This window comes from Planctomicrobium mucosum, from assembly GCF_051466335.1.
Taxonomy (GTDB): Bacteria; Planctomycetota; Planctomycetia; order Planctomycetales; family Planctomycetaceae; genus Planctomicrobium.
The window spans coordinates 3,147,548-3,172,238 of the sequence record NZ_CP195793.1 but is presented as its reverse complement, the minus strand read 5'-3'; the positions used below and the strand labels follow the sequence as shown (position 1 = coordinate 3,172,238).

Genomic DNA, 24,691 nt, shown 5'->3' with positions numbered 1-24,691 from the left:
CCAAGTCTGCAAGGATTTCGAATACATCCAATTTAGCAGGCAACGCCACAGGGCAAGATTAAATCCAGGGAACGGAGACTCCTGGGGAACGTCGATTGATCAAGTCGACTGCTTTTCTAATGGATTGTCGTAAAAGCGGTTCGCGACCAGATGTTCGCTACAAAACAGCACGACAACCAGAACAAGCAGCAGCGGGTAAATCTCCTGACCCAAATCCGCTGCGTTGATGTTGTCCTTCAGCTGTTCGATGTTCTCAGCAACCTGATATCGATCTTTTCCCAGTCGATCATCCAGATCTGAACTTGTCATTCTTGTCAGATCGCTCTCCTCTGGGCTGTAATTCAAACTGAACGAGCCGAGGATGTCGCGGGACTCCGGATCAGTCAATTCGTAGTGTCCCGGGGAAGTCAGTTCTTTAAACCGAAGAATCGATTCATTCGCTGGGAGTTGAACGCGTATTTGTTTCAGATCTGGTTGCCGCAGTAGAAAGGTCCGATCCGCATCTGTCGCAGGGAGTCGAATGATCGGGGTCTGCCCGCACACGAATGATCGTTCGACGTTTCCGAAACGGGAAACATATTCTGTTGCCTGCTCGACAAACGCCAAAAAGATCCACGGTTCCAGAACGGGACTCGGGAGATTATTCCATCGATCATTGGGGTTGTCGGGAAGGCTTGCGGCTGTGGTGATCAGTACGGTCCTCCCTTTTCCTGTACTTCTCTCGATAATTGCCGGGAACTTCTCGGGGGAGAGGTAAGTGGAAAGGACGTTGGCCCCCTGTGCGGGAGTCACCATCCAGAATCTGGTGACGTAGACCAGATTTTCAAACATGGAGAATGAGCCGAAATTTTCCAGTCGGCGATAGATGGAGAATAGCGGGTGGTTCTTGGAATCGACCGAGAAACTCCACTCACCAATCGGGTGCCATGCATCGAGCGCGGCTGGAAGGAATTTCTGGGCTGCGGCGCGGTTATAATTTTCGGACGCGATGTCGGCACTCCCCGTGACGACGATGAGTCCGCCCCCATCTTCGACGTATTTGCCGAGTTGGAACCACGCATCGTCCGTCATCCTCGGACAATTGATCATCGTGATGTTTGGATAATCGGAGAGCGTCAGTTCCTTGATCCGATCGTAGCGCACGAATTTCGGTTTGAACTTATTCAGCGAAGCGCTCTTCTGATCGTGAGGAGCAAGTGCGGTCATCCAGACCTGTGCGGTCTCCTGATCCGGTGCGAGGACCAGGATCTCCGGCGGATCGCTCACCTCGACGCTGAAATATCGAGTGTTATCAAAGAGCAGCGGGTCGGTTCCGACCAGTTCGACTTCTCCATTGATCCACCGCTGGTTGATTCCGGAAAGGAGCGGAAAAAGGGCTTCTGCGGACTGGTTTGCACTGAGGTCGACAGTCACTTGTCCCTGTTTCAACTGTTCTCCGGTTTTCCCCTCGAAGTACAGTTCGACCGCCTGTGCTGAAATGTCCTGCCCCTGCGAGAGAACCGTGGCCGAGACGCTCAATTCTCCCCCGAGCGGAATACGCTCTCCTGAGAGATTCAAATTGAGAAGCGATTGATTTCTTGTTCCAGACTGACCGACATCAACAAGGTAGACGTTGACGAATTTGAACTTCTCCAGATCGCTCTTCAGCAGGCTGCTACCGGCAGTTCTCCAGGCTGATTTCGCGAGATCCGTGAAGATGTAGACCCGGCGGATATAACGATCTTTTCGAAGATTTTCGTCGAGGTCCGATTGGTCGGTAAGCGTTCGTTTACGGTCATCATCATGGGATTTGATCGCCTCACGGAGCCGGTCTTCCAACGGGAGAGCGACAGATGATGGGCTCAAAGAATTGATTCTGGAAACGGCAGAGCTGACTGTCGACTGGAAGGGAATCGGCCGGTCCGTCGCCACATCTCCGACTGCGATACGACTTCCAGATGGCAAAGATTGAATGTGGGCGTTGGCAATGACCTGAGCCTTCTTCAGCGAGTCTTCACCTGCTTGCAGATAGGTCATGCTCATGCTGTTGTCGAACAGAAACACTCCAGACACAGGGAGATCATTTGATGTCACCGGCGATGGATCGACGATTTCGGCTGAAATTCGTCGCTGGTAGGGCCAAATGACGAGCATCAAAATTGCAGCGAGTGTTCCAATCGTAAGCCAGTTTCTGATCTGGCTGGCTTTCACGTCACGCTCGTGAGCGTTTTTGATCTGCTGCTGCAGGCGATGCTTGAGAATGTAAAAAACGCCAATTCCCAGCGAGGATAACCCCAGAAGAGTTCTGATTTCCCATGTGCTCAAACTGTAATTCGCGGGTGGAACTGAAGGTCTTGCGATTGCGAAGACAACAATCGCGATCGCAAGCATGCGGAGCAACATGAGGAGCAGGTGTTTGACCCTCAATCGGCGAACACTTTGACGCTGCACCTGTTGCAGCAGTTTCATCGCAGGGAAAACAAGATTTTTGGGCTTCTGCTTGAAGAGGAAATGAAGAACGACAGGGATTGAGATCAATCCAAGTCCGAGCAACAGCCCCGCATTCAAAAACGACATTCTGTCTACCGCCCCGTTGGTGTTGTGATCAGTCGCAGCTGTTGTTTGCCAACCTGATACATGTAATGCGGTCCGTAACCGGCCTTTTGTCCCCAAGGATTCGCAACTGCGCGTTCCAAGTGTATCTTGGCGGATTCCTCACGGCCTTCCAAGGTGTCGTTGAGTCCGAGATAGAGTTCTGCGTAAAAGAGTCGCTTGTCTCGCTCCTGCTGTGTGATTTTGGCAGCGTTGATCAGCCTGAGGATTTCGTCCGCTGCGAGGTCTCCCTGAAACAGTCGGTAGATGTCGCCAAACGGCTCCCGATCGTCTTTTTCATACTTGAGAAGCTGTTTCTGAGCCGACTCCTTGCCGTAGGCTCGGTAGTGCGAAAAGTATCGCCAGATGCCGTTCTCTCGATCGACATCATCGAATGAATGGTACTTGTCAAACTGGGCAGCCGCTTTTTCCGGCTCCTTTGCATAGAAATACGCGATTCCCAATCTCCAATGGGAGTGATCAAGTTGGGGATTGAGTTTCACCATTTCAGAGTAATCGCTGGCCGCTTTCTCAAACTGCCCGGTGAAAAAATACAAGTCTCCTCGTTGCGAGAGGCTCTCTTCCGAAGCGCCGTTGTGTTCGATCAAAGCAGAAAGCTTCTGGAGACGGGCCAACATTTCCGCATCTTCTTGAACTGATGCTGTGTTGCCGGATTGCAAATTGAGGTTCGCCTCAAGAGAACCTGTCCAGCCGATGGCGACAATCCCCAGAAGAAGCAGCATCAGGGAACAGTGTTTCCGGTCGAAAACTCGTGCGAAAATCTGTTTCACATTTGCTCGCTTTGCAGTGAGTTTCGGGATGAAATCGCTGTTGACTTTCATATCGGAATCATCAGGCTCAATGTAAGTCTAAAACCTCACGGAGCGGGAAAAGTTTTCTGCTCGCTGTCGTCCCGGGATCCTCTAGCAATCGACCTATTGTGTGTCCTTGTCGTCGTTTCTGAATTCAGGACGGTTTCCAAACGGGGGGACACGCTGCTAAACTCAGCACGGACAAAGTGAACTTTGTTGTGGATTAGCCGGGGACGGATACCGATGGTTTCACGGCTGTCACGAGTCGATGTTGCTAATTGAGTGGAGTAAGGAATTCAAATGCTTCGCCGAATCGCATATCTATGTTTTGCAGGGATGTTGATGATGACAGCTGTCACCAAGGGAGCCGAACCACAACCTGTGACGCAGGTGGAAGGAATCTCTGAATATCGACTTGAAAACGGTTGCCGGGTTCTGCTGTTTCCGGATCCTTCCAAGCCACAAGTGACTGTCAACATGACTGTCTTTGTCGGCTCCCGCCACGAGGGTTACGGCGAAGCGGGGATGGCTCACCTTCTCGAGCATATGGTGTTCAAAGGGACTCCCAAGCATCCTGAAGTCCCCAAAGCTCTGAAAGATCATGGCGCCGAGTTCAACGGGACGACATGGCTCGACCGCACAAATTACTACGAAACACTTCCTGCCAGCGATGAAAACCTCGAATTCGCGATTGCTCTTGAAGCGGATCGATTGGTCAACAGCTTCATCAAGCAAGAAGATTTGACGTCCGAAATGACTGTCGTTCGAAATGAATTCGAGCGAGGGGAGAATTCCCCATCTGGAATTCTGGGGCAGCGCATCATGTCCGCTGCATTTTCCTGGCACAATTACGGCAAGTCCACCATCGGAAACCGTGCGGACATCGAGAAAGTTCCCGCTTCCCGCCTGAAGGTTTTCTACGAGAACTATTACCAGCCTGACAACATCATGGTGATCATCGCTGGTGACTTCAAAGAAGAACTTGCACTCTCTCTCATTCAAAAATACTTCGGCGCAATTCCCAAACCGGAACGTGTTCTGGAAAAGGACTACACTGAAGAGCCTGCACAGGATGGCGAACGACTGGTGACCTTGCGTCGCGTCGGGGATGTTGGCTTTGCTGGAACGCTTTACCACATTCCACCTGCCGCTCATCCTGAATTTGTGTCGATCGATGTGGCGGAGCACATTCTCACATCATCCCCTTCGGGTCGTCTCTACAAAGCGCTTGTTGAAACCAAGTTGGCGACCAGTGTCTCTGGCGGCGCATTCGCACTTCACGATCCGGGCGTCATTCGCTTCATGGCGGAATGCACCAGCGGTGTCGATCCCAAAGACGTTCTCGCGAAATTGGTCGAAATCACAGAGACACTTGGCGAGCAAGGGGTGACTGATGAAGAAGTGGAGCGGGCGAAGCGATCCCTTCTGAAGAACTGGGAAATGGATCTGACAGACTCAGCCCGATTGGCGGTTCAGTTGAGTGAATGGGCAGCACAAGGAGATTGGCGCCTGATTTTCCTGTATCGCGATCGTCTGGAAGCGGTCACTCCTGCTAGCGTCAACGAAGTCGCTAAGCGTTACCTGACTCAAAACAATCGTACTGCAGGAGTGTATCTCCCATCCAAAGAAGCGGAACGGGTTTCCATTCCCCCTCGTATGGATCTGGCTGAGATGATTGGCGATTACGAAGGACGTGGTTCCGTTGCGCAAGGCGAATCGTTTGACGTCTCTCCAGAGAACATCGAAGCTCGCACCACTCGCGTTGTTCTGCCATCCGGCGTGAAAGCAGCTTTGCTGCCTAAGAAAAATCGGGGAGAGTCGGTCGTCCTTCAACTGACCCTCAGATACGGAGACGCTGAGTCCCTCAAAGGATTCAAGCATGCCGCTGAAGTCCTTCCGTCTCTCATGCTACGAGGCACTAAGAGCCTGAATCGTCAACAGATTCAGGATGCTCTTGATGAAAATAAAGCCCAGTTGTTCGCCGATGGAAATGCTGGAGAAGCAACATTCCAGCTTGAAACCCGTCGTGAACATCTGAATGGCGCATTGGACATTCTTCGCCAGATCCTGCGAGAAGCCACGCTTCCAGCGGATGAGCTGGAGATCATTCGCAATCGTCGAATTTCCTCCAACGAGCAGGCTCAGACAGATCCGATGCAGCTCGCTCGCGTCGCGGTCTCCAAAGCACTCAGTGGAGATTATGCTCCCAATGACGTTCGGTATGTCGCCACTGCTGCTGAACAGGTGAAGACACTGAAAGAGTTGAAAGTTGAACAGGTCGCTGAGCTGTACTCCAAATTCCTGAACGGAACCGTGGGTGAAGTTGCGGTCGTCGGTGATTTCGACATTGCGGAAGTGCAGCCACAACTGGAAAAGATGCTGGCAGATTGGACATCCCAGAAGCCCTTCGCACACATTCCAAGAACAGCTAACGTCAAATTGGAATCGCTTCATCAGGTCATCGAGACCCCAGATAAGGAAAACGCAACCTATCTGGCGGGCTCCGTCTTCCCGATGAATGATGAGAATCCAGATTACCCAGGTGTGTTGATTGCCAACTACGTTCTGGGAAGCAGCGGACTGTCATCCCGTCTGGGAGATCGGGTGCGTCAGGCGGAAGGTCTCTCCTACGGTGTTGGTTCGTTCGTACAACCAAGTTCGATCGATGAACGGACAACGTTCTTGACCTATGCGATTTCCAACCCGACGAACATTCCTCGAGTGGAAATTGCGATCAAAGAGGAGATTCAGAAGCTGTTGGACAGCGGAATCACGCAAGCAGAACTGGCATCCGCTACGACGGCCTATCTGGAAAGTCAGAAGGTTTCACGTTCGGATGACAAACAGATTGCCGCGTTGCTGGTTGTGACCTCATACCTGAATCGAAAGATGGATTTCTATTCCAAGCAGGAAGCGTCAATTGCCGGGCTGACCGTCGATCAGGTCAACGCAAACTTCAAGAAATGGATTCACCCGGACCGGATTGCCGTTGTGGTCGCCGGAGATTTTAAGAAACACGCCAAAGGCGAGACTCAAGAGAGCGTCGAGAAAGAAGGAACGGAAATGCCAGCTGATGAAAACAAGCAGGAAGGTTTTACAGAAACCGCGTCCGGCCTGAAGTACAAGATCATTAAGGAAGGCGAAGGGAAGCAGCCAACAGCAGCGAACAGTGTGACATGCCACTATCGCGGCTGGTTGGACAATGGCAAAGAGTTCGATAGCTCCAAAGGGGGAGATCCGATTACATTCCCACTTCGAGGCGTGATTGCTGGTTGGACCGAAGGTCTTCAGTTGATTAAAGAGGGTGGCAAGATTCAGCTCGAGATTCCTTCGAAGCTGGGATATGGCGATCGCGGTTATCCGCCGGTCATTCCAGCCAAAGCAACTCTTCACTTTGAAGTTGAACTGATCAAAGTGAACTAATTATGCTGCGAAACGCCTGACAGAAAATGTGCTGTCAGGCGTTTTCGATTGAGACAATCCCTGAAATTACGATGTGGTTTGAACTTCCGATGAATAAATTCTTCGCATTTGTGATTCTGACATCGTTCATCGCTGGCTGTGGTGTCATTGATGAGGAACAGTACAAGAAAGAAAAAGGGGCCGAAGAGCTGATTCCGGTAGCGAAACCCGAAGCAGCATCGGCACCTCAAGAAGAGACACCATCACCGAATGCAGGCGATGAAAGCTTTGTGACGACCGAATCGGGGTTGAAGTACAAGATTTTGAAGGAAGGTGAAGGAAAGCAGCCCACTGCCAACGACACCGTCGAAGTCTTCTATCGAGGCTGGCTTGATAATGGCAACGAATTCGATGGAAACTTCGGCCAGGAAACCATCTCATTCCCACTTAAAGGGGTGATTCCAGGCTGGACCGAAGGTCTGCAGCATGTCAAAGAAGGTGGCAAGATTCAGCTCGAGATCCCCAGTAAACTGGGTTACGGCGAGCGAGGGCAACCGCCTGTAATTCCTGGAAATTCGCGTCTTCATTTCGAAGTCGAACTGGTCAAAATCAAGTAGTGTTGCAGTCCGGAAAGACTCCGGCGGATCAATTGTTTCATTTCTCCCCAAAACAATTCAGATACAACAGGGAAGTTGACTTCCTCATGATGAAAACGATTTTCAAGGTTGCGTTGCTTGGAGTGCTGGCGGTTGGCTGCGCAACTGGAAAGGGAGAAAAAACCGCTCAAACTGAGTCGGAATCGACGGTTCACGAAGCGACCCCGTTGGCCAAAAACGAAAAGCCAGAATCGGGCGTCGTCCCTGCGAGCGGGACTACCGCATCCGAGTTCAAGAAAACAAATTCGGGACTGAAATACCGAATCATCGAAGAGGGGACCGGAAAGCGTCCGAATGTAAATTCCAAGGTGCTGTGCCACTATCGCGGTTGGCTCGACAGCGGCAAGGAGTTTGACAGTTCCATTGGAGGAGAGCCGATCAGCTTCCCGCTGAACGGTGTGATCGCTGGCTGGACTGAAGGACTTCAGCTGATCAAAGAAGGTGGAAAAATCGAATTGGAAATCCCCAGCCGGCTTGGCTATGGGGAGCGCGGACAGCCAGGTGCCATTCCGCCCAATGCCCGTCTGCACTTTGAAGTCGAGTTGATTCGAGTACTGTAAGTGTCGAACTTTCGATGTCGATGATGGAAACCCTCTGGGCGCCGCGTCGCAAAGAGGGTTTTTTGTTTGATGTTGCGAATTTGAGTTGATGGAATCGGTATGCCCGCGAATCTCACGCCTCAGTATTTCAAAGCGGAGAAGAAATTCAGGCAGGCAAATACTCCCCAGGAAAAGATCTTCGCCCTTGAGGAAATGTTGCAGCAGATTCCCAAGCACAAGGGGACTGATCGCCTACAGGGGGATCTGCGAGCACGATTGAAAGCTGCCCGTGCAGAACTGCAAGCAGAGCAAACGTCGTCGAAATCTGGTCGTAGTTACCGGATTCCTCGTCAGGGGGCAGGGACTTTCATTTTGATTGGCGCTCCCAATGCCGGAAAAAGTCGGCTGCTGGCTGCGTTGACCAGTGCCAAACCAGAAGTGGCAGACTATCCCTTTACGACCCGCGAGCCGCTGGCCGGAATGATGACTTGGGAAGATCTGCGGATTCAGATTATCGACACTCCACCGATCACCAAAAACTACCTGGACAATTATCTCGTCGATTTCATTCGTTCAGCAGATCTCGTCATTTTGTGTTTGGATGGCAGCGATGACGATGCGGTTTACGCGACCTGCGATGTCATCGAAGAAATCGAGAAACGCAAAACGAGGTTGGCTGAGAAGTCAGGATTCGTTGAAGGTGATTTTTCAACTGTGAATACACGCTCTGTTGCCGTGGTGACTCGGGGAAGTGATCCGGATGCACTATTTCGTTACTCCATGTTCGAACAGGAAGCCCGATTGAAGATTCCACACGTCCTTGTGGACTTCGATCGGGACGAGGATGTCGAGAGGCTTCGCGAAGAATTGGGGCAGTCTTTGGAGGTCATTCGCGTTTACACGCGTCGTCCCGATGAAGCGGAACATGATCTTTCACCAATTTCTCTCCCCTTAGAGTCGACAGTGGGGGATCTGGCCCTCAAAATTCACGAGAAGCTGGCCTCGGATCTGAAATTTGCCAAAGTATGGAGTACCGGCAATCCAACAGGGCGAAAAGTGCTGCGAGACCATCTTTTGCAGAATCTGGACATTGTCGAACTCTACACAACCTGATTCTTGCCATTGCGGGCCAAAAATCGGACATCGCATTCTGACTTCGGTACAGGAAGAATGCGACCAAGGTAACCAAGCAGACTGATCACTGACGAAGTCTGGACACTCGATCGACATCTGAAATGGATTGAGAGAAATTCCTGTTTTGACAGGGCGTCTTCGCAGTGATTCCACGAGATCGATAGAAATTTTCAATGCGAAAAATTGGTACACTTCCATCGGCTGCACTTGCAGAGCGATTCCAGAACTACCTTTCTGGCCTTGGAGTCGAGAATCGAGTCGATGCTGCTGACAACGTCTGGGAGATCTGGGTTTTTCGCGAAGATCAAGTCGAGAGGGCGCGAGAAGAACTTCCAGCATTCGAAGCGAATTCGACTGCCTCTCGGTATGACGCTAAGCCGGTTGTTCTGAAGGCTCCGGTGAAGCCCTCGAAACGAACTGGCGAACAAGAAATTCACTTCCGTGGGGCAGCGACCCCGCAGGCCACGATGACACTTGTTCTGATCGCCATCATTGTTGCGGTCTTTACCGGATTCAATCGAAATGTCCAGTTGATTGAACTCCTGAAATTCACCCCGATTGGTGGAGATCTCTCCAACATATTGAGTGGTGAAGTCTGGCGAATTTATACTCCGATGTTCTTGCATGCAAACATTTTTCATCTGGGAATGAATGTGTTCATGCTTTGGATTCTCGGCACAGCGATCGAACGCGTTTACGGCACACGGTATTTCGTCGTTCAGGTATTGCTCATCGGGTTGGTTTCTCATTTTGCTCAATATTGGTTGGCCGGCGGAAATTTCGGAGGTCTTTCGGGGGTCGTTTATGGGCTCTTCGGTTTCCTGTGGATGCGCAGTCTCTTTCTCCCGAGCGATGGCTTTTACATGCCGCAAAGCATCGTCTTTCAGATGATTCTGTGGGCGATCATCGGACTCTCTCCCACGATGCATATTGCGAATGGAGCCCACTTCGGCGGCTTGTTCGCAGGGATGCTTCTCGGAGCACTTCCCCGGTTGTGGCGGAAGTAAAGCGAGAGGATCGCTTTCGCCTCTTTACAGGGGAACTGCGACACAAACCTGCGATAGAGGACCGAGGCAGGGAGCGAATCAACGCTGTTCTATGGACTTCTGGTCGATTTTCACCATTGTCGAGGAGTTCATGGAGCCTTGTGGTGTCGGAAGAAACCGTTCACAATATTGCGCGTTGCAGTCTCTGTGCGAGAGTTTCCGATCGACCGGATAATCGTTTGCATGAGGAATGCGGCCCATTCATACTCTGGACTGAATTGAACTCCCTACCATGCTGACGTTGGCGATTGAAACTTCTGGACGATCCGGATCGATCGCTTTGTCCGTGGATGGAGAGATACGACACGAGATTGATCTGGCGGCCAACGGACGACGGCACGCCCGATCGCTCGTTCCGGAAATCGCGGGTGCACTGCAATCGATGGATGCGAAACCGAGCGATGTTGGCCTGATTGCAGTCAGTATCGGACCGGGAAGTTTCACGAGTTTGCGAGTGGGGCTGGTTTGTGCCAAAACGATGGCCTACGCCGCACGGACGAAGTTAGTGGGGATCGATACGTTTCTGGCAGTAGCTGCGAATCAGCAGGAAGTGGATCATGTTTGGGTGATCGAAGATGCTCTCCGTGGTGACGTCTGCGCTGGAGAGTACCGACTTGATGCGGATGGCTGGCGAACAGTCACGCCTCCCAGATTGCTGAGCCTTGCCGAGTGGAACAATCAGCTTCCAGAGAGATCTTTCATCACTGGACCGGGACTTGCGAATTACTCCGAGGAGCTGAGTCAGTTCCATTTGCTGCATCCCGATTGTTGGACTCCGACCGCGAGATCGATTGCCATTCTGGGTGAGAAGAGAGCACTGGCCGGGAACTTCGATGATCCCTGGACATTGGAGCCATTCTACATGCGTCGCAGCGCAGCAGAAGAAAAAGCAGACGCTGCGAGCGCAACCGCTTCTTAATTCGTAAGGGAATCCATTCCCCCTCAGAAACGAATTTCTAAATCTTTTCAGAATGTCTGAAAGGTTTTGATTCGAACTTCGTTCTGTATGTCAGCAGCTGAGATCATTGAACCGGGTTGGGACTGACTCCATGCGTTTCGTGTCCCCCTGAGTTCATGATCGCACCCAGTTGAAATCATGGCTGGGATGTCACAGCGAGAAAATGCGGACACAAAGAGGTGCTTGCTGGCAGGTAGGTGGACGGCAAGTCGTTTCTTTGATTTTCAATACGTTGTAACAGTGGAGTGAAACATGGTGCGTGAAGCTCGATTTCTGTGGAATAGCCAGGAACCTTTGCCAAGTGAACTCACGAGGCGATCATGGGATTGCGACGACGAAGAAGCTCATACTGACCTCGAACATCCAGTACGTCGTCGTCGAGATCATTCTCAGGCAACGTCGAATCCGTTTGGAGCAGCGGGTCGTAAGGGGAGTCCGGTTCGGCGCTGAAATGTCGCGATGAAGGGAAATCCTTCGTGATTGAACCTTCGTGCTGACACAGACGAGGTTTTACTGCATCGAGGGGACACTATCCGGAGGTGTCGTTCTCAGGAAATTCTGCGAACGAAGCAAGTTTTCGATCAACTACGTTTTGCGAGCAAGTGAAAGGGCAATCATGGCAATCGCAGAAATCAAAAAACAGGTTTCAATTTTCTTACCAGTATCGCAATGGCGAACACTTCGAAGCGAGGCTGCGCGTCTCGGAATGCCTGTGACAGAACTCTGCCGACAGTGGATCATTCCTGAGATCGGCAAGCTCCCCAACATCACAGAGATTCGGCAGGGGTGAAGGCATCCCCTGAGTCGCTGGTCGCGTTCATGATTGCGTTCTCCCAATCAATTCTGGCCGCCTGTTCGACATGAGCTGGCGCAAGGAAAACGCGAACGCGTTTCACCCAGTCGTCGAACTGCGTTGTGGCCAATGCTTCGACGACTGGTGAAACTTTTCGCAGCGGTCTGTATGTCTGCTTTTTCGGAAAATAGACATCGATCGCCAGTTCGACTTCCCGGTGCGGTGGAGGGGAGTCGATCAGGAGGTCGGACTTCTTAAGAGCCATTCCGTAATCACGATTCAGACTGTCGACGAGACGATTTGATATCTGAACCACCTTCCGGTAAGGCTGACCAGCAATCCGCTGATAGATGTCGCGAGACTGATCGAGGCTGTATTCAGCCATTTGCTTGTAAAGTTGGCGTTTCAGACCAAAAACTCCTTCAAGCATGTCGTGATACTCGGTATCGACGGCGGCTGCTCGGAGCTTGGCAATCATTTCAGCATCCGTGAAGCTGAATAGCTTGTTCAGGTCCAGACGATCGTGCAGTTCGTAAAAACCACGAGCAAACATGCTTGTCGCGGAGCGGACTGCGTGATGCCAGTAGACTTCGCTGAACATGACATACCTGGCGAACACCATGAGCTCGGCAGCTGTTTTTCCCTTGACGGTGATTGCGAGCCCATCTCCCGTTTCATTGACGACCAATGACTGGATGAGTCGCTGACGGTCGAAATTGCGACCATAGGGAACTCCGCAATGCAGACTGTCACGATCGAGATAGTCCATCTTGTCGACGTCGATCGGCCCTGAGAGGATCGATCTGAGGAGTTTCATCCGTGGGGAACTCGTTCTGGCGACCAGAACATCGAGCACATCCAATGGCTCAAGCTGCCAATCCCGCTTGAGGACTGCAGCAAGCTCAGTTCCTTCCGCCAGGTAGCGTGAGGCGTACGCTTCATGAGCAGGCAGTCCATCGAGTTCCATATCTTCAATCGGGTGGCAGAACGGCCAATGTCCGAGGTCATGGAGAAGTGAAGCGACGATGAGAAGTTCCGCGGACCGGCGGTCGATCAGTTCACGAAATCGGGGATCTTTGATCAGTTGCTGAATGTATCGCAGAGCGTTGTGGTAAACGCCAAGTGCATGTTCAAAGCGGGTATGCTGCGCTCCCGGATAGACTTTGGAGACGAGGCCCAATTGGCTGATGTGAGAAAGTCTTTGAAACTCCTCGGTATCGACGAGTGCTCTGACTCTCGGTGTGAACGGGATGTTGAGTTCCGGCGGAACGCGAATTAAAGATCGACCCGATTGCAGATCAGCCAGTTCTGGAATGGAGTCATACTCAGACATGAGGAGCAGTCGCTTTCGTCCGGCTTTCAGTTCGGAATCTGGGGTGAATTTGAAGAGGGTGACTGATCAGAATTTTAATCAACCGATCGTCAAGTTGCTCTTCAGTCCAGCGCTGTTCCGGGACAAATTGGAACTTCCTTACCCGTCTGTTGCGAACGACTGTTCAATCGATCGATCAATTCAGCCGATAGGTCAAAACGTAACAGAGGATTCGGTTGCGTTGGTCGTTCGATCTCGACTTTGAAGCGAAAATTCGGGAAGTATTTTTCGTGCAGATGCGCCACGGTCGATGGGGAAAAGTGGCTCGCGAGTGAATTGCTTCGGGAAGAAGAGAAATCTGAGGAGGGAAAAAATAACTCCCGCCTGTTGTGGGATTCAGGCGGGAGATTTGGGGCGTGAGAGCGCTCCATTGAAATTGCATTGAATTCGAGTTTTCTCTTCACGCTAACGTGAGGAGTTCAATTTTGCCTCCGGGGTAGCGAGCAATCTGTACGTCATATGCGAGGCGGGGCGCTGATTCGAATTGCTCTCCGGATTTCGGCATGACTTCCAGCCGATCGAAACGGACAGCAGCCTGAGATGCGTCTGAGAACAAGTTGCCGCAGATGTTCATGACTTCGCGAAGATTGTCTGTGATGCTTTGATCAACTTCACGGCGTTTGATTGCTTGAGTCACCACTCCTGCGGGGATGAGTGATAGTGCTGCCCCTGCTGCGTTCGCGAATGCGAGATCCGCGATCAACAGATGTCTCACCTGTTGTGATTGGTTCACGTAATAAGCGACAGTGGCGATGTCGCTTTGCGGGATACTCACTTTCGATTCTGTGACTGTCGTCTCCCCACCGAAAAGGAGCGAAAAGATTTCCCGTACCTGTGAGGCATGTGAGAACAAAGTGACGTGCATGACCAGTATTCCTGAACGGAGTGAATTCGATGATGATTCGGTTCTTCAAGTTCGTTGACTCGCTCCGCGAACTTTTCGAAGGAGAAGGGGTCAGGAGAAACTTGCAAACACAGGAGCAAGTGCCGCCTCGAATGATTGGGGAGTGAACGGTTTGACAATCACAAACGATGCCCCTGCTTCAATCGCTTCGTCACGGACAGCAGCGCCGCTTTCAGAAGTGACGAAGCCGAATAAAACATTTTTTCCCGAGTCCCGAAGTTGTCGCAGAAGATCGATCCCTTTCATCTCCGGCATGTTCCAATCGGAGATCACAAGATCCGGTTGATGTGCGCTGACTGCTTCCAGCGCATCGCGGCCATTGCTGGCTTCGATTGTTTTGTAGCCTGTCAGTCCGGTTTGCTTCAGGGTCCGCATGACGATCATTCGCATCGCTTTGCTGTCGTCGACAATTAGAATCAACATGTTTCCATCCAGCCGATATTGAATACAAAGAAACTTTGTCAGTGACGCACTGGTCCCAGAACATTGAAAGGCTCACTGAGAGGCGGCAGCCATCAATTCTTCTTGAGTGAGCCGGATCGAAATCAATTCCATTCCGAATTTCATCTGTAGCAGTTGTGTGTTCGTTCCGGGGCGTGGTTCGTCAGGGACGATGTCTTTCCCGACACAAGGGAGTGACAGTCTGGTTTCTCCGTTGAGAATTCCCTTGAGATTGCCACCAATCATGTTTGCAATCTCGCCGAGTGCGTCGCACGTCTCTTCCTCGGTCAGGTCATCGATATCCAGATCGAACATTCGAGACGCAATCCGGTTGGCACTTGGCCAGGAGGCCCGCAATTCCAAGGCTGTCTCCCAGTCACCTGAGATGCGAATTGCAGCGATGACTCCATCTGTGGCTTCTGGTTGATCTGAGACATGAATCAGATCCAGTCCGAGCATTCCAGACATGACATCGGTGGTGATCTGTTGAAGCATCTGGTTGTCTACTTCCATTTCTGATTTCCTGATCAAAGAGGTTGATAGCACACCGTCGGAACTGTGATCTGGCGCGTGAATGGGACGTCCAGATTCACCATGGATTCGCCTCCGCCCAAAAACAGACAACCATTTCGCGACATCACCTGATGCATGCGATACAGAATCGATTCTTTGGTTGGCTTGTCGAAGTAGATCAGCACGTTGCGAAGCATCACGATGTCGACGTTCTGAATATTCATGAAGGGAAGGGTCAAATTCATTTTTCTGCAGGTGACCATTTTCTTGAGCGCCGGGGAGACCTCCCATTGAATTCCGTTTCTCTGGAAGTATTTCACCAGATATTTGGCAGGTAATCCGCGGTTCACTTCAAACTGGCTGTAGAGTCCCTCGGAGGTTCTACGTACCATTTCCGGGCTCAGATCAGTCGCAAGGATTTCCACGTTCCAACTGCTGAGTTGCGGGAATTCTTCGAGAATCAACATCGCCAGGCTGTAGGCTTCCTGTCCGCTCGATGACGCTGCCGACCAGATCGAGATCTTTTTCGAACGTTGGTTCTGTTCGATCAGTCGTGGAATCTGCTCGTTTTTCAGCGACTCGAACGGTTGGATATCCCGAAAGAAACTGGTTTCGTTAATCGTCAGGGCTTCAGCGACTTTGTCGTGGAGTGACGATGTTGGAGAACGTTGAAGTTCCGAAACCAATGCTTCCACATTCTTCAGACCAATGCTCTCCGCCAGTGGGTTCAACCGCGATTCGATTAAGTAATCCTGGTTGTTGGAGACGACATTCCCAGATCGCTTTGAGACGACATCCCTGAGGTAGTTCAGATTCGTGGCGGTGATTGGCATTTTCGTTCATTCGGAGAGTGAGTGTCGCTGAACTTTGATCCATAATCTCAATGTGAGAGCGTCGAAACTGGTTTGAATTCAGGAGTACGTAGGAATTACGCGATTCTCGGCAGTGGACACGCTGTTGAGGATCTCTTTTGAAACGAACGGGAGCGCGACAACCCGGTCTGCCAGGCCAGCCTCGGTGACGGCTCGCGGCATTCCCCAGACGACACTGGTTTCCTGATCCTGCGCAATGACAGTTCCGCCGGCCTGTTTGATCGCCCGGGCCCCTTCCAATCCGTCTTTGCCCATTCCCGTGAGAACGACGCTCAGAACCTGTCTTCCATACAGCTTCGCAACAGATCGGAAAAGAATGTCAACTGCCGGTCGACAGGAATTCACCATCGGTCCATCATTCAGTTGCACTCTCGGAATCCCGTCCGGCGCGACGATCTCTAAATGTCGATCACCCGGGGCAATCAAAATCTCGCCAGCGTTCAATGCTTCCTCGTCGACCGCTTCGCGGACCTCGCAGGAGCAGAGTTGATTGAGCCGATTGGCGAGTAGCTGAGTGAATACCGGCGGCATGTGTTGCACGATGACAATGGGGACCGGAAAGCTCCGTGGAATTCGAGGGAGGAGATCGGCAAGAGCATTGGGCCCCCCCGTCGAGACTCCTATCGCGACAACCTGCGCCGGTTCTCGACGTGTGATCCCTGTCGAGAACCGTGAGGTGACCGGTGCAGAGGCGTTTTGGGAGAGGACAGGATCGGCAGGGGGGGGGGAAACGTCTTTTGCCGCCGTTTCTCTCCCCAGAAGCGGATTCGCGGGACCAGTTCGGAATCAATGAACTGAACCGATTCATTGATGTTCGTCAGACCCCCTGGCTTGGGGACATAGTCGTTCGCGCCACGGGCCAGCGCTTCAAACGTTGCGTTGCCCCCCTGAACGGTTAACGAACTGAACATGATAATTGGTATATCACTGTCCTGCTTGCGAATCCGACTGGTGGCTTCAACACCATTCATCTCCGGCATCTCGACGTCCAGCAGGACGACATCCGGTGCGACCTGCTCCATCAGCGTCACAGCTTCGCCTCCCCAGCGAGCGACACCGACAATCACTAAGTCCTGATGACGAGTCAGCGTCTGCATCAGAATTCGTCTGATCACTGCAGAATCATCCGCGAGCAAAATGCGAAGTTGGCGTGGCACGTTGGGGCCCTGGTTGAGTCGGGGAGATGGAGCGAAATCGCGGATTCTGGAATGGGAAGCAGGCCACTCCGACACTGCAGTAGAGGCAGCAGTGAGCACGACAAGATTCAGGTTCTGACGGAGAACATTGCTCCGATCAGACGCAGCTTGTCGATCAGAATATTTGGTGTAAACGGCTTCATCACGAACTCATCGACTCCGGCGAAGAGCGCTCTCGCCATTTGTGTCGGTTCGGTTTCTGTCGTGACCATGACCAGCTTCAGGGAGTTGAATCGATCCTCTTGACGGACAGCTTTGACGAACTCCAGACCGTTCATCACTGGCATATTCCAGTCAACAAGAACCAGGCTGATGTCAGAATAGGCCTCGAGAGCTTCCAAACCCTCCAGACCGTTGCCGGCTTGCGAGGTCCGAAAGCCAAATGGTTCGACGATCTGCTGCAGGATTTTTCGCATTGCCCGGGAGTCGTCAACAATGAGTACGTGCATCTTCAGTGTCCAATGGAATTGCGGTAGGTTGTTGTTTTGCGAACCTGCTTGCGGTTGACTGACGCCGACTGTTCACGAAGCAGGAAATTCAGAAACTGCCCGGTACCTGGAATGACGTGCCTGGCGTGATTCCAGATACCGCGACAGCGCCCTGGGTGGAGTAATGCCAACTCGTAGCCAAGTGATGTCTTGTCGAATCGGCTTCGATTGCAGCCACTAGATCTTGAATCGGCTGACCAGATTCTGAAGTGCGATCGCCATTCTTGAGAGCTCATCGGCAGCCTGTTGGGTGTTGCCAGCTCCTTGCATTGTTCCATCAGCGGCTTTCGCGACAGAGAGAACACGCCGGACAATGTCTGAGCTTCCTTGAGCCGCTTCCTGAATGCTGCGACCGATCTCACCTGTAGTTGCGGTCTGTTCTTCTACCGCGCTTGCAATTGTTCCAGAGACATCACTGATCTGGTTGATGATGTCCGTGATTTGTTTAATCGCCTGGACCGCACCGTGGGTGTCATTCTGAATGGCTTCGATGCGGAGGCTGATATCTTCTGTCGCCTTCGCTGTCTCTTTCGCCAGCTCCTTCACCTCATTGGCAACAACAGCGAAGCCCTTTCCAGCTTCGCCAGCCCGTGCGGCTTCGATCGTGGCATTCAGGGCGAGAAGATTCGTTTGCTCCGCGATCGAGTTAATGACTTTCACGACTTTACCAATCTCGACGCTGCTGGCGCCGAGTTTGGAAACGGTGTCGTTGGTCGATTGTGCCACTTTCACCGCGCTGGTTGCGATGGAGGCGGCTTCCGTCGCACTCCGAGCGATTTCCCGGATCGATGAATTCATCTGTTCAACGCTGGCAGCGACGCATTGCACATTCTGGCTGACCTGTTCCGATGTGCTCGATACGACATTTGCCTGCTCAGCTGTGCTTCCGGCTGTTGATCGCATTTCGTTGCTGACCGCTGCCAGTTCGCTGGAAGCTGTTGCCAAAGTTTGTGCGTTCTCGGTGATTCCCGAGATGCTGTTCCGCAGATCCTTAAGGAACTTCTCTAAACCTTCCCCAATCTTGTCGAGTGCATCTGCGCCGGAAACTTCGATCTTGCGTGTCAGATCACCAAGTGTGGCTGCATCGACGACAGAGAGAAGAAGTTCGACCTTGCGAGCTTCTTCAGCTCGTTCTCGTTCACGTGCTTCGCTATTCGCGAGTTGCTGGAGCAGTTCTTTCTGTGCCGTGATGTTCGACGCATACTTGACGACTTTGAATGGTTTACCACTTGCGTCGAGAATGGGGTTGTAGCTGGCTTGAAGCCAGATTTCCTTTCCATCTCGGCCAATCCGTTTGAACTCGCCCGCGAAGAATTCTCCGCGATTCAGCGTTGCCCAGAACTCGCGGTATTCCGAGCTTCGACTGAAGTTCTCTTCAGCAAACATGCGGTGGTGCTTGTTACGAACTTCGTCGATGGAGTACCCCATCGTTTTGCAGAAGTTCTCGTTCGCATCCAGAATGGTGCCATCCATTCGGAACTCGATCACCGCCTGAGATTTTCGAATCGCAGCAATCTGCCCAGCGTAGTCCGCGTTTTGGAACTTTTGCTGGGTGATGTCAGTCGCGTATTTTACAACTTTGAACGGGACACCAGCTTGGTCGAAGATCGGATTGTAGCTCGCTTGAATCCAGATCTCGTTGGCTCCTTTTCCGATCCGTTTGAATTCTCCCGCCTGATACTCTCCTCGGCCGAGTTTCGTCCAGAACTGTTGGTACTCCGGGGTTCGCCGAGCCTCTTCGTCGACAAATAAGCTGTGATGTCGCCCCTGGATTTCTTCTAACGTGTATCCGACAGTCGCTAGAAAGTTGGCATTTGCTGTGAGAATTGTTCCATCGACATCGAACTCAATGACTGCCTGGGATTTATGAATGGCTTTGATTTGCCCAGCGTAATCGGCGAGTATGCGTTCTTGTGTCGCTTTTGAACTCTTGTGATTGTCCGTTACTTTTGGTGATCCGGTTTTGGAGCGAGCTTTGCTTCCTGTGGCTGGAGCGGCGGAACGCGGTGCAGCTTTCGATTTTGTTTTACGTTGTTTGACAGTCGTAACCATGTTGCAAAACTCCCTGGTGCGAAGTGGACTCGGGCTTGGAATAAGGGGAAACGGTTTTTAAAAAGTTGTCGAAGGGGTCGAGTGCGTAAGAGCAGCGGATTTCAACAGATGTCCACAGTCATTTAACCGGCCCAGTGCAGCCCCGTGGACAGGTCGTTGCGAGCGTCGAGGCAATCCGGATTGAGGACGAGCATCAAGCGTCCGTTCAGCTTGTAGACACCTTGAACCGCGTTCCGGATGACTCCCGGCAGGGTGTCTGGAGTCGTTTCAAATTCGTCGCTGCTCACTTCAATGACATCTCCGATTTCATCCACCAGAAGACTGATTGGCCCGTCAGCGGTTCGAAGAACGATGTTCATCGGAAGTCGGTCTGGGTCGATGCGAGCATGGAACAAACTGAGGTGTTTACGGAGATCAAGTGCTGTCACGATCTGCCCGCGCAGATTCATCAATCCATGCACCATGTTTTGAGCGAGCGGAACTGTCGTTGTGCGTTGATGACGCAGAACTTCCTGAACGTGTCGGACTTCAACACCGAACAGCAGATGCGCCACTTGAAAGGTGCAGTAGGTCATAGTTTTTTCCATTTGAGATCTTTCTAACGGCTTCGCGAATGGCTTGAGGAGGCCATTTCGGGATGGTGAGGGCCCGAAAGGAATGACCCCGGATTGATCATCCTTGTGACACGTCCAGCGATGACATGCGTTGTCGAGAATTCCTCGTCGACAGAGCTTTCGATAATGTCCACAACGCGGCGGACGACGAGACCGATGCTTCTGGATTCATCACTGAAAACAACAACCGGGAGCTTCTTGCTGTTGGATTGCCCCAGACGTTCGTGAGGTTGAATCAGTTTCACCAGCGGCATAATGCGACTGCGATACTGCACGACTTCCTGGCGACCATCGAACTCGATTGAGCTGACGTCAATTTCTTCGAGTCTCGAAACGCTCGCCAGTGGAATCGCAGCGCGAGTCCCATCGCCTGGGTCAACAACGAGCCAGGACCGAATCTCTTCCCGGCGGCGATCAGCATTTTGGCCATGATCCCCCAGAATGACGTCCCGATCGGCAGTCAGAATGTTGGCGTGTTGAGCGAGTCCTAACACATCCAGAATCAAGGAGATGGCACCGTCTCCCATGATGGTTGCACCGGCGTAAGCGGGAACGGATTTCAGATGCGGTCCCAGCGGCTTGACCACGATTTCCTGCGTATCGCGGATATGGTCGACGATCAACCCGAACTGATGATCTTCAGCCTGAAGTACGATAATGTTCGCTGTTTCGCTGCTGCGAATCTCGTCGACCGTCCGACGTGACCGGAGTTTCAACTGCTCATCGAGATACACGATTGGGAGCAGTTTTCCTCGCAGCCGATACACGGGAGAATCGTGAATTAACTCGATGTCACGTTTCGCACGATCCCCTTCAAGTCTTACCAGTTCCAGAAGGCTGACTTGAGGAATTGCGAATCGTTCTCCCCAACAGTCGACGATCAAGGCTGGGACAATCGCGAGCGTGAGCGGAATCTTGATTCGTAGCGTCGTTCCCTGATGATGGACGCTGCAGATGTCGAGCGTGCCGCCAATCTTTTCGACGTTGGTTTTGACGACGTCCATACCGACACCACGCCCGGAGACGTTGGTCACCTTCTCGGCAGTCGAGAATCCCGGTTGCAGAATCAACTGGGTTAACTCCCGATCGCTCATTGAGGCAGCTTGTTCGGGCTTGAGAATTCCTTTGGTGATCGCTTTGTTTCGAACCCGATCAATGTCGATTCCACCTCCGTCATCGGTGATCTCGATGTTGACCTGGCCTCCTTCATGAAAGGCTCGAAGCTGTAACGTCCCTTCCGCGGGCTTGCCTTTGGAAACTCGGACCTCAGGCGTTTCGATTCCATGATCCACACTATTGCGAACGATGTGCGTGAGTGGATCTTTGATGGCTTCCAGAATTGTCTTGTCGAGTTCTGTATCCGCGCCTTCCATCTTGATTTGCACACGTTTACCACACTGGGCAGCGAGATCGCGGACGATACGCGGAAGTTTACTCCACGCGTTGCTGATGGGTTGCATGCGTGTTTTCATGACTCCCGCTTGCAACTCGGTTGTGATTTGGTTGAGACGTTGTGAGGCGGTCACAATCGCAGAGTCTTCAGTGGATCGACTGAATTGCAGAACCTGATTTCTGGCGAGCACCAGTTCTCCGACAAGGTTCATCAGCCGGTCAAGCAGCATGACATCGATTCGGATCGTTGTATCCGAAATACTGACCGAGCGATCATGAAGGTCAATGTCCGCGTCTGCATGTTGCTCGGGGCGGGTTGCAGCGACCTCTCGATGAGCCATCGGAACTGAAACTTCGGGCTTATCCGCGTCAGTCGCAAAGCTGGACTCTGTGTTGTCCAGAATCGATGGGATTGTCGTTTTGATTTCCAGGACATCCTCATGAGGGATTCCTACCTTACTCTCGGAATCGGTGTGCGAGGAGTTCGGTGCGTTCGCAGTGACGCCTGGGATGAGAAGTTGTTCGAGAATGGAGATGACAGAATCGTATGTTGCTTCGCCCTCTGTTCCATTCTCTTCGATGCATTCGAGGATATTTCTAATGGCGTCAACCATCGCCAACAGTCCATTCGCGATTGAACGGTTCAGATGAATCTGACCGTCGCGAAGAAGAACAAGAAGATTTTCACCAACGTGGGCGATGTGTTCGAGCTTCGGGTAAGCAAGAAATCCACTTGTCCCTTTGATCGTGTGAATCGTGCGAAACACGCTGGAGAGACGCTCGCGATCTGTTGGAGAGGTTTCCAGTTCAATCAGATCACGATCCAATCGGTCGAGGTTCTCGTAACATTCAACGAGGAACTCTTTCACAATGTCGTCAATCTGTTCCATGAGCCCGCTCTGCTATTGATGTCGTGCATCTAAATGATGCGATTTAGCGATTCGATGTAGTATTGTCGTTCACTTTTTGAATCAAACCGGAATGAAATGCTTCGTCAATCTGCGGAATCTGCCAGAGAGCGGTGACATAGTTGAACGTTAAGGATGGTGCTTAACTTCACTATCAATTTCACTGCAATGGATTTGCACTGCATGGCACAGTGAAATGGTGCAGCACGGTGTAGAAAGACATCGTCCGCGGTGTGGTCAGCAGTAAAAATACTCGGCTTCACCGCCATTGTGAGTTGCTACACCGCGTTGTGAGTGTTTCACACTCAAATGGCGGAATTGAACCTCAACAAAGCAGCCAAGCAATAGAATCTGCGTGCTATCCCCCGATCTCTAGTGACAGGAATCATCACGGGATGAATGACCCTGTGAGGAACGGACACTTCAGATCGACCATCGGACTTCTCAGGCGAGGGGTTGATTCTTTGAGGTTCTGGAAAACGATTCTCGACTGATTTAGCAGACCGGTCTGGTTGATCAGTAGTGCATGGACGGAATTGCAGAAGGGAGGCTGCGATGGGACTGACCATTGCTAATAACGTGTCATCGTTAACTGCTCAAAATCAGTTAAATAAATCGTCTGCTCGACTCACACGTTCGATTGAGAGATTATCATCTGGGGTTCGAGTCAATCGCGGTGCGGATGATCCTTCTGGATTGGTAATTTCCGAGCGACGGCGTGCGCAGATCTCGGGCCTTCAAAAAGCAATCCAGAACTCGGACAAAGCGGTGTCGCTTGTTCAGACTGCTGAGGGGGCATTGAGCGAGATCAACACCTTGCTGGTGAAAATCCGCGGTCTTGCGATTGATTCCGCAAACGCTGGGGTGAACGATGCCGACGCACAGGCAGCTAACCAGGCGGAAATTTTTAACGCTCTTCAAACAATTGACCGTATCGCGACGAACACACAATTCGGGACAAAGAACCTGCTTGATGGAAGCTGTGGGATTTCTGGGGTTCCGACAGATCCGAATGTCACGTTTCTCAAAGCGGGCAGTGATATCAGTCCGGGGGTCCACACGGTTGCGGTGACATCGGCCGCCCGGCGCCCTGTCGTGGCGGCCGCCATGGATAATACTGATACTATGGCGGTTTCAGAGATTCTGGTCGTGAACGGGATCAGTATCTCCCTGGAGTCCGGAGCCACGCAGTCGCATGTCATTAACCGAATTAATGAATTTACCTCGACCACTGGCGTGGTTGCTGATGCCGGAGGAGCAGGGAGTACGCTGCGACTGTACTCACTAGAATACGGTTCAGCTGCAAAGTTGACGGTGACGTCGAATCAAGCAGTAGCAGCAAACGGAACTGGTCTCGGCATGACGCCCACAATCGTTCCGGGAGCGGACATCGCAGGGACGTTTGACGGTGTCGCAGCGATTGGGATTGGGAACATGCTGAAGGCGCCTCCCGGAACAGAGTCGGGACTTGTCGTACAGATCGCGTCAAGTTCGACTAACGCGCTGCAGACAGCGACAATCGCGAGCGGAAATATCGCCATTCATGACAACTCTCTGGTTTTTCAGATCGGTCCCAATCCGAATCAATCTTCCAAAATTACGGTGCCCCAGATTTACGCGAAGTCTTTGGGGGTTGGAGTCGCTGGAAATCAATTCAGGAATCTCGGGGAAATCGATGTCTCATCAGCGGCGAAGGCTCAACACGCGATCAGCATTATCGACGCCGCCATTTCGGATGTGACGATCCTCCGAGGAGAGCTTGGGTCCTTCCAGGGGAACACTCTCGAGTCAACGGCAAATAATTTACGAACGACTCTCGAGAACACCGTGGCTGCGGAGTCGACTATTCGAGATACAGATTTTGCTTCTGAAATTGCCAACTTCACGAAGCAGCAAATCCTCGTTCAGGCGGGCACTTCGGTTTTGTCCAACGCGAATCAGATTCCGCAGCAAGTACTCTCGTTGCTCAACAACTGATTCGGATGGCTATCTCACCTGATTGACGACGTCGCCTTGAGGCTTTCACAC

At 51.9% G+C, this 24,691-nt stretch carries 22 protein-coding genes; 9 read left to right on the top strand and 13 right to left on the bottom strand.

Translation table 11 applies throughout. The annotated features are described in order from the left end of the window. Positions 1-99: 99 nt before the first annotated feature. Positions 100-2,556, bottom strand: coding sequence for a BatA domain-containing protein (locus SH668x_RS12655; protein WP_437185426.1), 2,457 nt, complete (start codon positions 2,554-2,556; stop codon positions 100-102). A 5-nt stretch (positions 2,557-2,561) separates the two neighbouring features. Continuing rightward, positions 2,562-3,413, bottom strand: coding sequence for a tetratricopeptide repeat protein (locus SH668x_RS12650; RefSeq protein WP_437185425.1), 852 nt, complete (start codon positions 3,411-3,413; stop codon positions 2,562-2,564). Positions 3,414-3,683: 270 nt separating this feature from the next. Between SH668x_RS12650 and SH668x_RS12645 the strand changes: the two genes are divergently transcribed. The 8 genes from SH668x_RS12645 (at position 3,684) to SH668x_RS12610 (ending at position 11,908) form a co-directional block, all read left to right on the top strand. Next, the gene (locus tag SH668x_RS12645; RefSeq protein WP_437185424.1) at positions 3,684-6,806 is read left to right on the top strand and encodes an insulinase family protein; all 3,123 of its coding nucleotides are present in this window, start codon (positions 3,684-3,686) and stop codon (positions 6,804-6,806) included. 89 nt (positions 6,807-6,895) lie between these two features. Further along, positions 6,896-7,402: an FKBP-type peptidyl-prolyl cis-trans isomerase gene (locus SH668x_RS12640; protein ID WP_437185423.1), complete on the top strand. Its 507-nt coding sequence runs from the start codon at positions 6,896-6,898 to the stop codon at positions 7,400-7,402. Between the two features lie 86 nt (positions 7,403-7,488). Then, positions 7,489-8,001, top strand: a complete 513-nt coding sequence (locus SH668x_RS12635; protein WP_437185422.1) for an FKBP-type peptidyl-prolyl cis-trans isomerase — start codon at positions 7,489-7,491, stop codon at positions 7,999-8,001. A gap of 99 nt (positions 8,002-8,100) precedes the next feature. After that, positions 8,101-9,093, top strand: a complete 993-nt coding sequence (locus tag SH668x_RS12630) for a GTPase (RefSeq protein ID WP_437185421.1) — start codon at positions 8,101-8,103, stop codon at positions 9,091-9,093. 194 nt (positions 9,094-9,287) lie between these two features. Then, positions 9,288-10,121, top strand: a complete 834-nt coding sequence (locus SH668x_RS12625) for a rhomboid family intramembrane serine protease (RefSeq protein ID WP_437185420.1) — start codon at positions 9,288-9,290, stop codon at positions 10,119-10,121. Between the two features lie 271 nt (positions 10,122-10,392). Further along, on the top strand, positions 10,393-11,079 hold the full coding sequence (gene tsaB / locus SH668x_RS12620; protein ID WP_437185419.1) for a tRNA (adenosine(37)-N6)-threonylcarbamoyltransferase complex dimerization subunit type 1 TsaB: 687 nt from the start codon (positions 10,393-10,395) through the stop codon (positions 11,077-11,079). Positions 11,080-11,370: 291 nt separating this feature from the next. Next, a complete protein-coding gene (locus SH668x_RS12615) occupies positions 11,371-11,568 on the top strand; it encodes a hypothetical protein (RefSeq protein ID WP_437185418.1) in 198 nt (65 codons plus the stop codon). Between the two features lie 166 nt (positions 11,569-11,734). Beyond that, on the top strand, positions 11,735-11,908 hold the full coding sequence (locus SH668x_RS12610; RefSeq protein ID WP_437185417.1) for a hypothetical protein: 174 nt from the start codon (positions 11,735-11,737) through the stop codon (positions 11,906-11,908). On the opposite strand, the gene SH668x_RS12605 is transcribed toward SH668x_RS12610, so the two are convergent. From SH668x_RS12605 to SH668x_RS12555, 11 genes are all read right to left on the bottom strand, one after another. Then, positions 11,886-13,244, bottom strand: a complete 1,359-nt coding sequence (locus SH668x_RS12605) for an HD domain-containing protein (protein ID WP_437185416.1) — start codon at positions 13,242-13,244, stop codon at positions 11,886-11,888. The genes SH668x_RS12610 and SH668x_RS12605 overlap by 23 nt on opposite strands. A 439-nt stretch (positions 13,245-13,683) precedes the next feature. After that, positions 13,684-14,148 carry a hypothetical protein gene (locus SH668x_RS12600; protein ID WP_437185415.1) on the bottom strand — a complete coding sequence of 155 codons (465 nt, stop codon included), beginning with the start codon at positions 14,146-14,148 and terminating at the stop codon, positions 13,684-13,686. A gap of 90 nt (positions 14,149-14,238) precedes the next feature. After that, positions 14,239-14,610 carry a response regulator gene (locus SH668x_RS12595; RefSeq protein ID WP_437185414.1) on the bottom strand — a complete coding sequence of 124 codons (372 nt, stop codon included), beginning with the start codon at positions 14,608-14,610 and terminating at the stop codon, positions 14,239-14,241. Between the two features lie 72 nt (positions 14,611-14,682). Further along, the gene (locus tag SH668x_RS12590; RefSeq protein ID WP_437185413.1) at positions 14,683-15,141 is read right to left on the bottom strand and encodes a chemotaxis protein CheX; all 459 of its coding nucleotides are present in this window, start codon (positions 15,139-15,141) and stop codon (positions 14,683-14,685) included. 14 nt (positions 15,142-15,155) lie between these two features. Continuing rightward, positions 15,156-15,974, bottom strand: coding sequence for a CheR family methyltransferase (locus SH668x_RS12585; RefSeq protein ID WP_437185412.1), 819 nt, complete (start codon positions 15,972-15,974; stop codon positions 15,156-15,158). Between the two features lie 78 nt (positions 15,975-16,052). Further along, entirely contained in the window at positions 16,053-16,586 is a 534-nt protein-coding gene (locus SH668x_RS12580) for a CheB methylesterase domain-containing protein (protein WP_437188547.1), read from the bottom strand. A 47-nt stretch (positions 16,587-16,633) separates the two neighbouring features. Next, positions 16,634-17,110, bottom strand: coding sequence for a response regulator (locus SH668x_RS12575; protein WP_437185411.1), 477 nt, complete (start codon positions 17,108-17,110; stop codon positions 16,634-16,636). Between the two features lie 167 nt (positions 17,111-17,277). Next, a complete protein-coding gene (locus SH668x_RS12570; RefSeq protein ID WP_437185410.1) occupies positions 17,278-17,658 on the bottom strand; it encodes a response regulator in 381 nt (126 codons plus the stop codon). A gap of 216 nt (positions 17,659-17,874) precedes the next feature. Then, on the bottom strand, positions 17,875-19,749 hold the full coding sequence (locus tag SH668x_RS12565) for a methyl-accepting chemotaxis protein (RefSeq protein ID WP_437185409.1): 1,875 nt from the start codon (positions 19,747-19,749) through the stop codon (positions 17,875-17,877). A 122-nt stretch (positions 19,750-19,871) separates the two neighbouring features. Then, positions 19,872-20,336, bottom strand: a complete 465-nt coding sequence (locus tag SH668x_RS12560) for a chemotaxis protein CheW (RefSeq protein WP_437185408.1) — start codon at positions 20,334-20,336, stop codon at positions 19,872-19,874. Between the two features lie 11 nt (positions 20,337-20,347). Beyond that, positions 20,348-22,645 (bottom strand): chemotaxis protein CheA, encoded by a 2,298-nt coding sequence (locus tag SH668x_RS12555; RefSeq protein ID WP_437185407.1) that lies wholly within the window; start codon positions 22,643-22,645, stop codon positions 20,348-20,350. 573 nt (positions 22,646-23,218) lie between these two features. Here SH668x_RS12555 and SH668x_RS12550 point away from each other — a divergent pair. After that, a complete protein-coding gene (locus SH668x_RS12550; RefSeq protein ID WP_437185406.1) occupies positions 23,219-24,640 on the top strand; it encodes a flagellin in 1,422 nt (473 codons plus the stop codon). Positions 24,641-24,691: the final 51 nt, after the last annotated feature.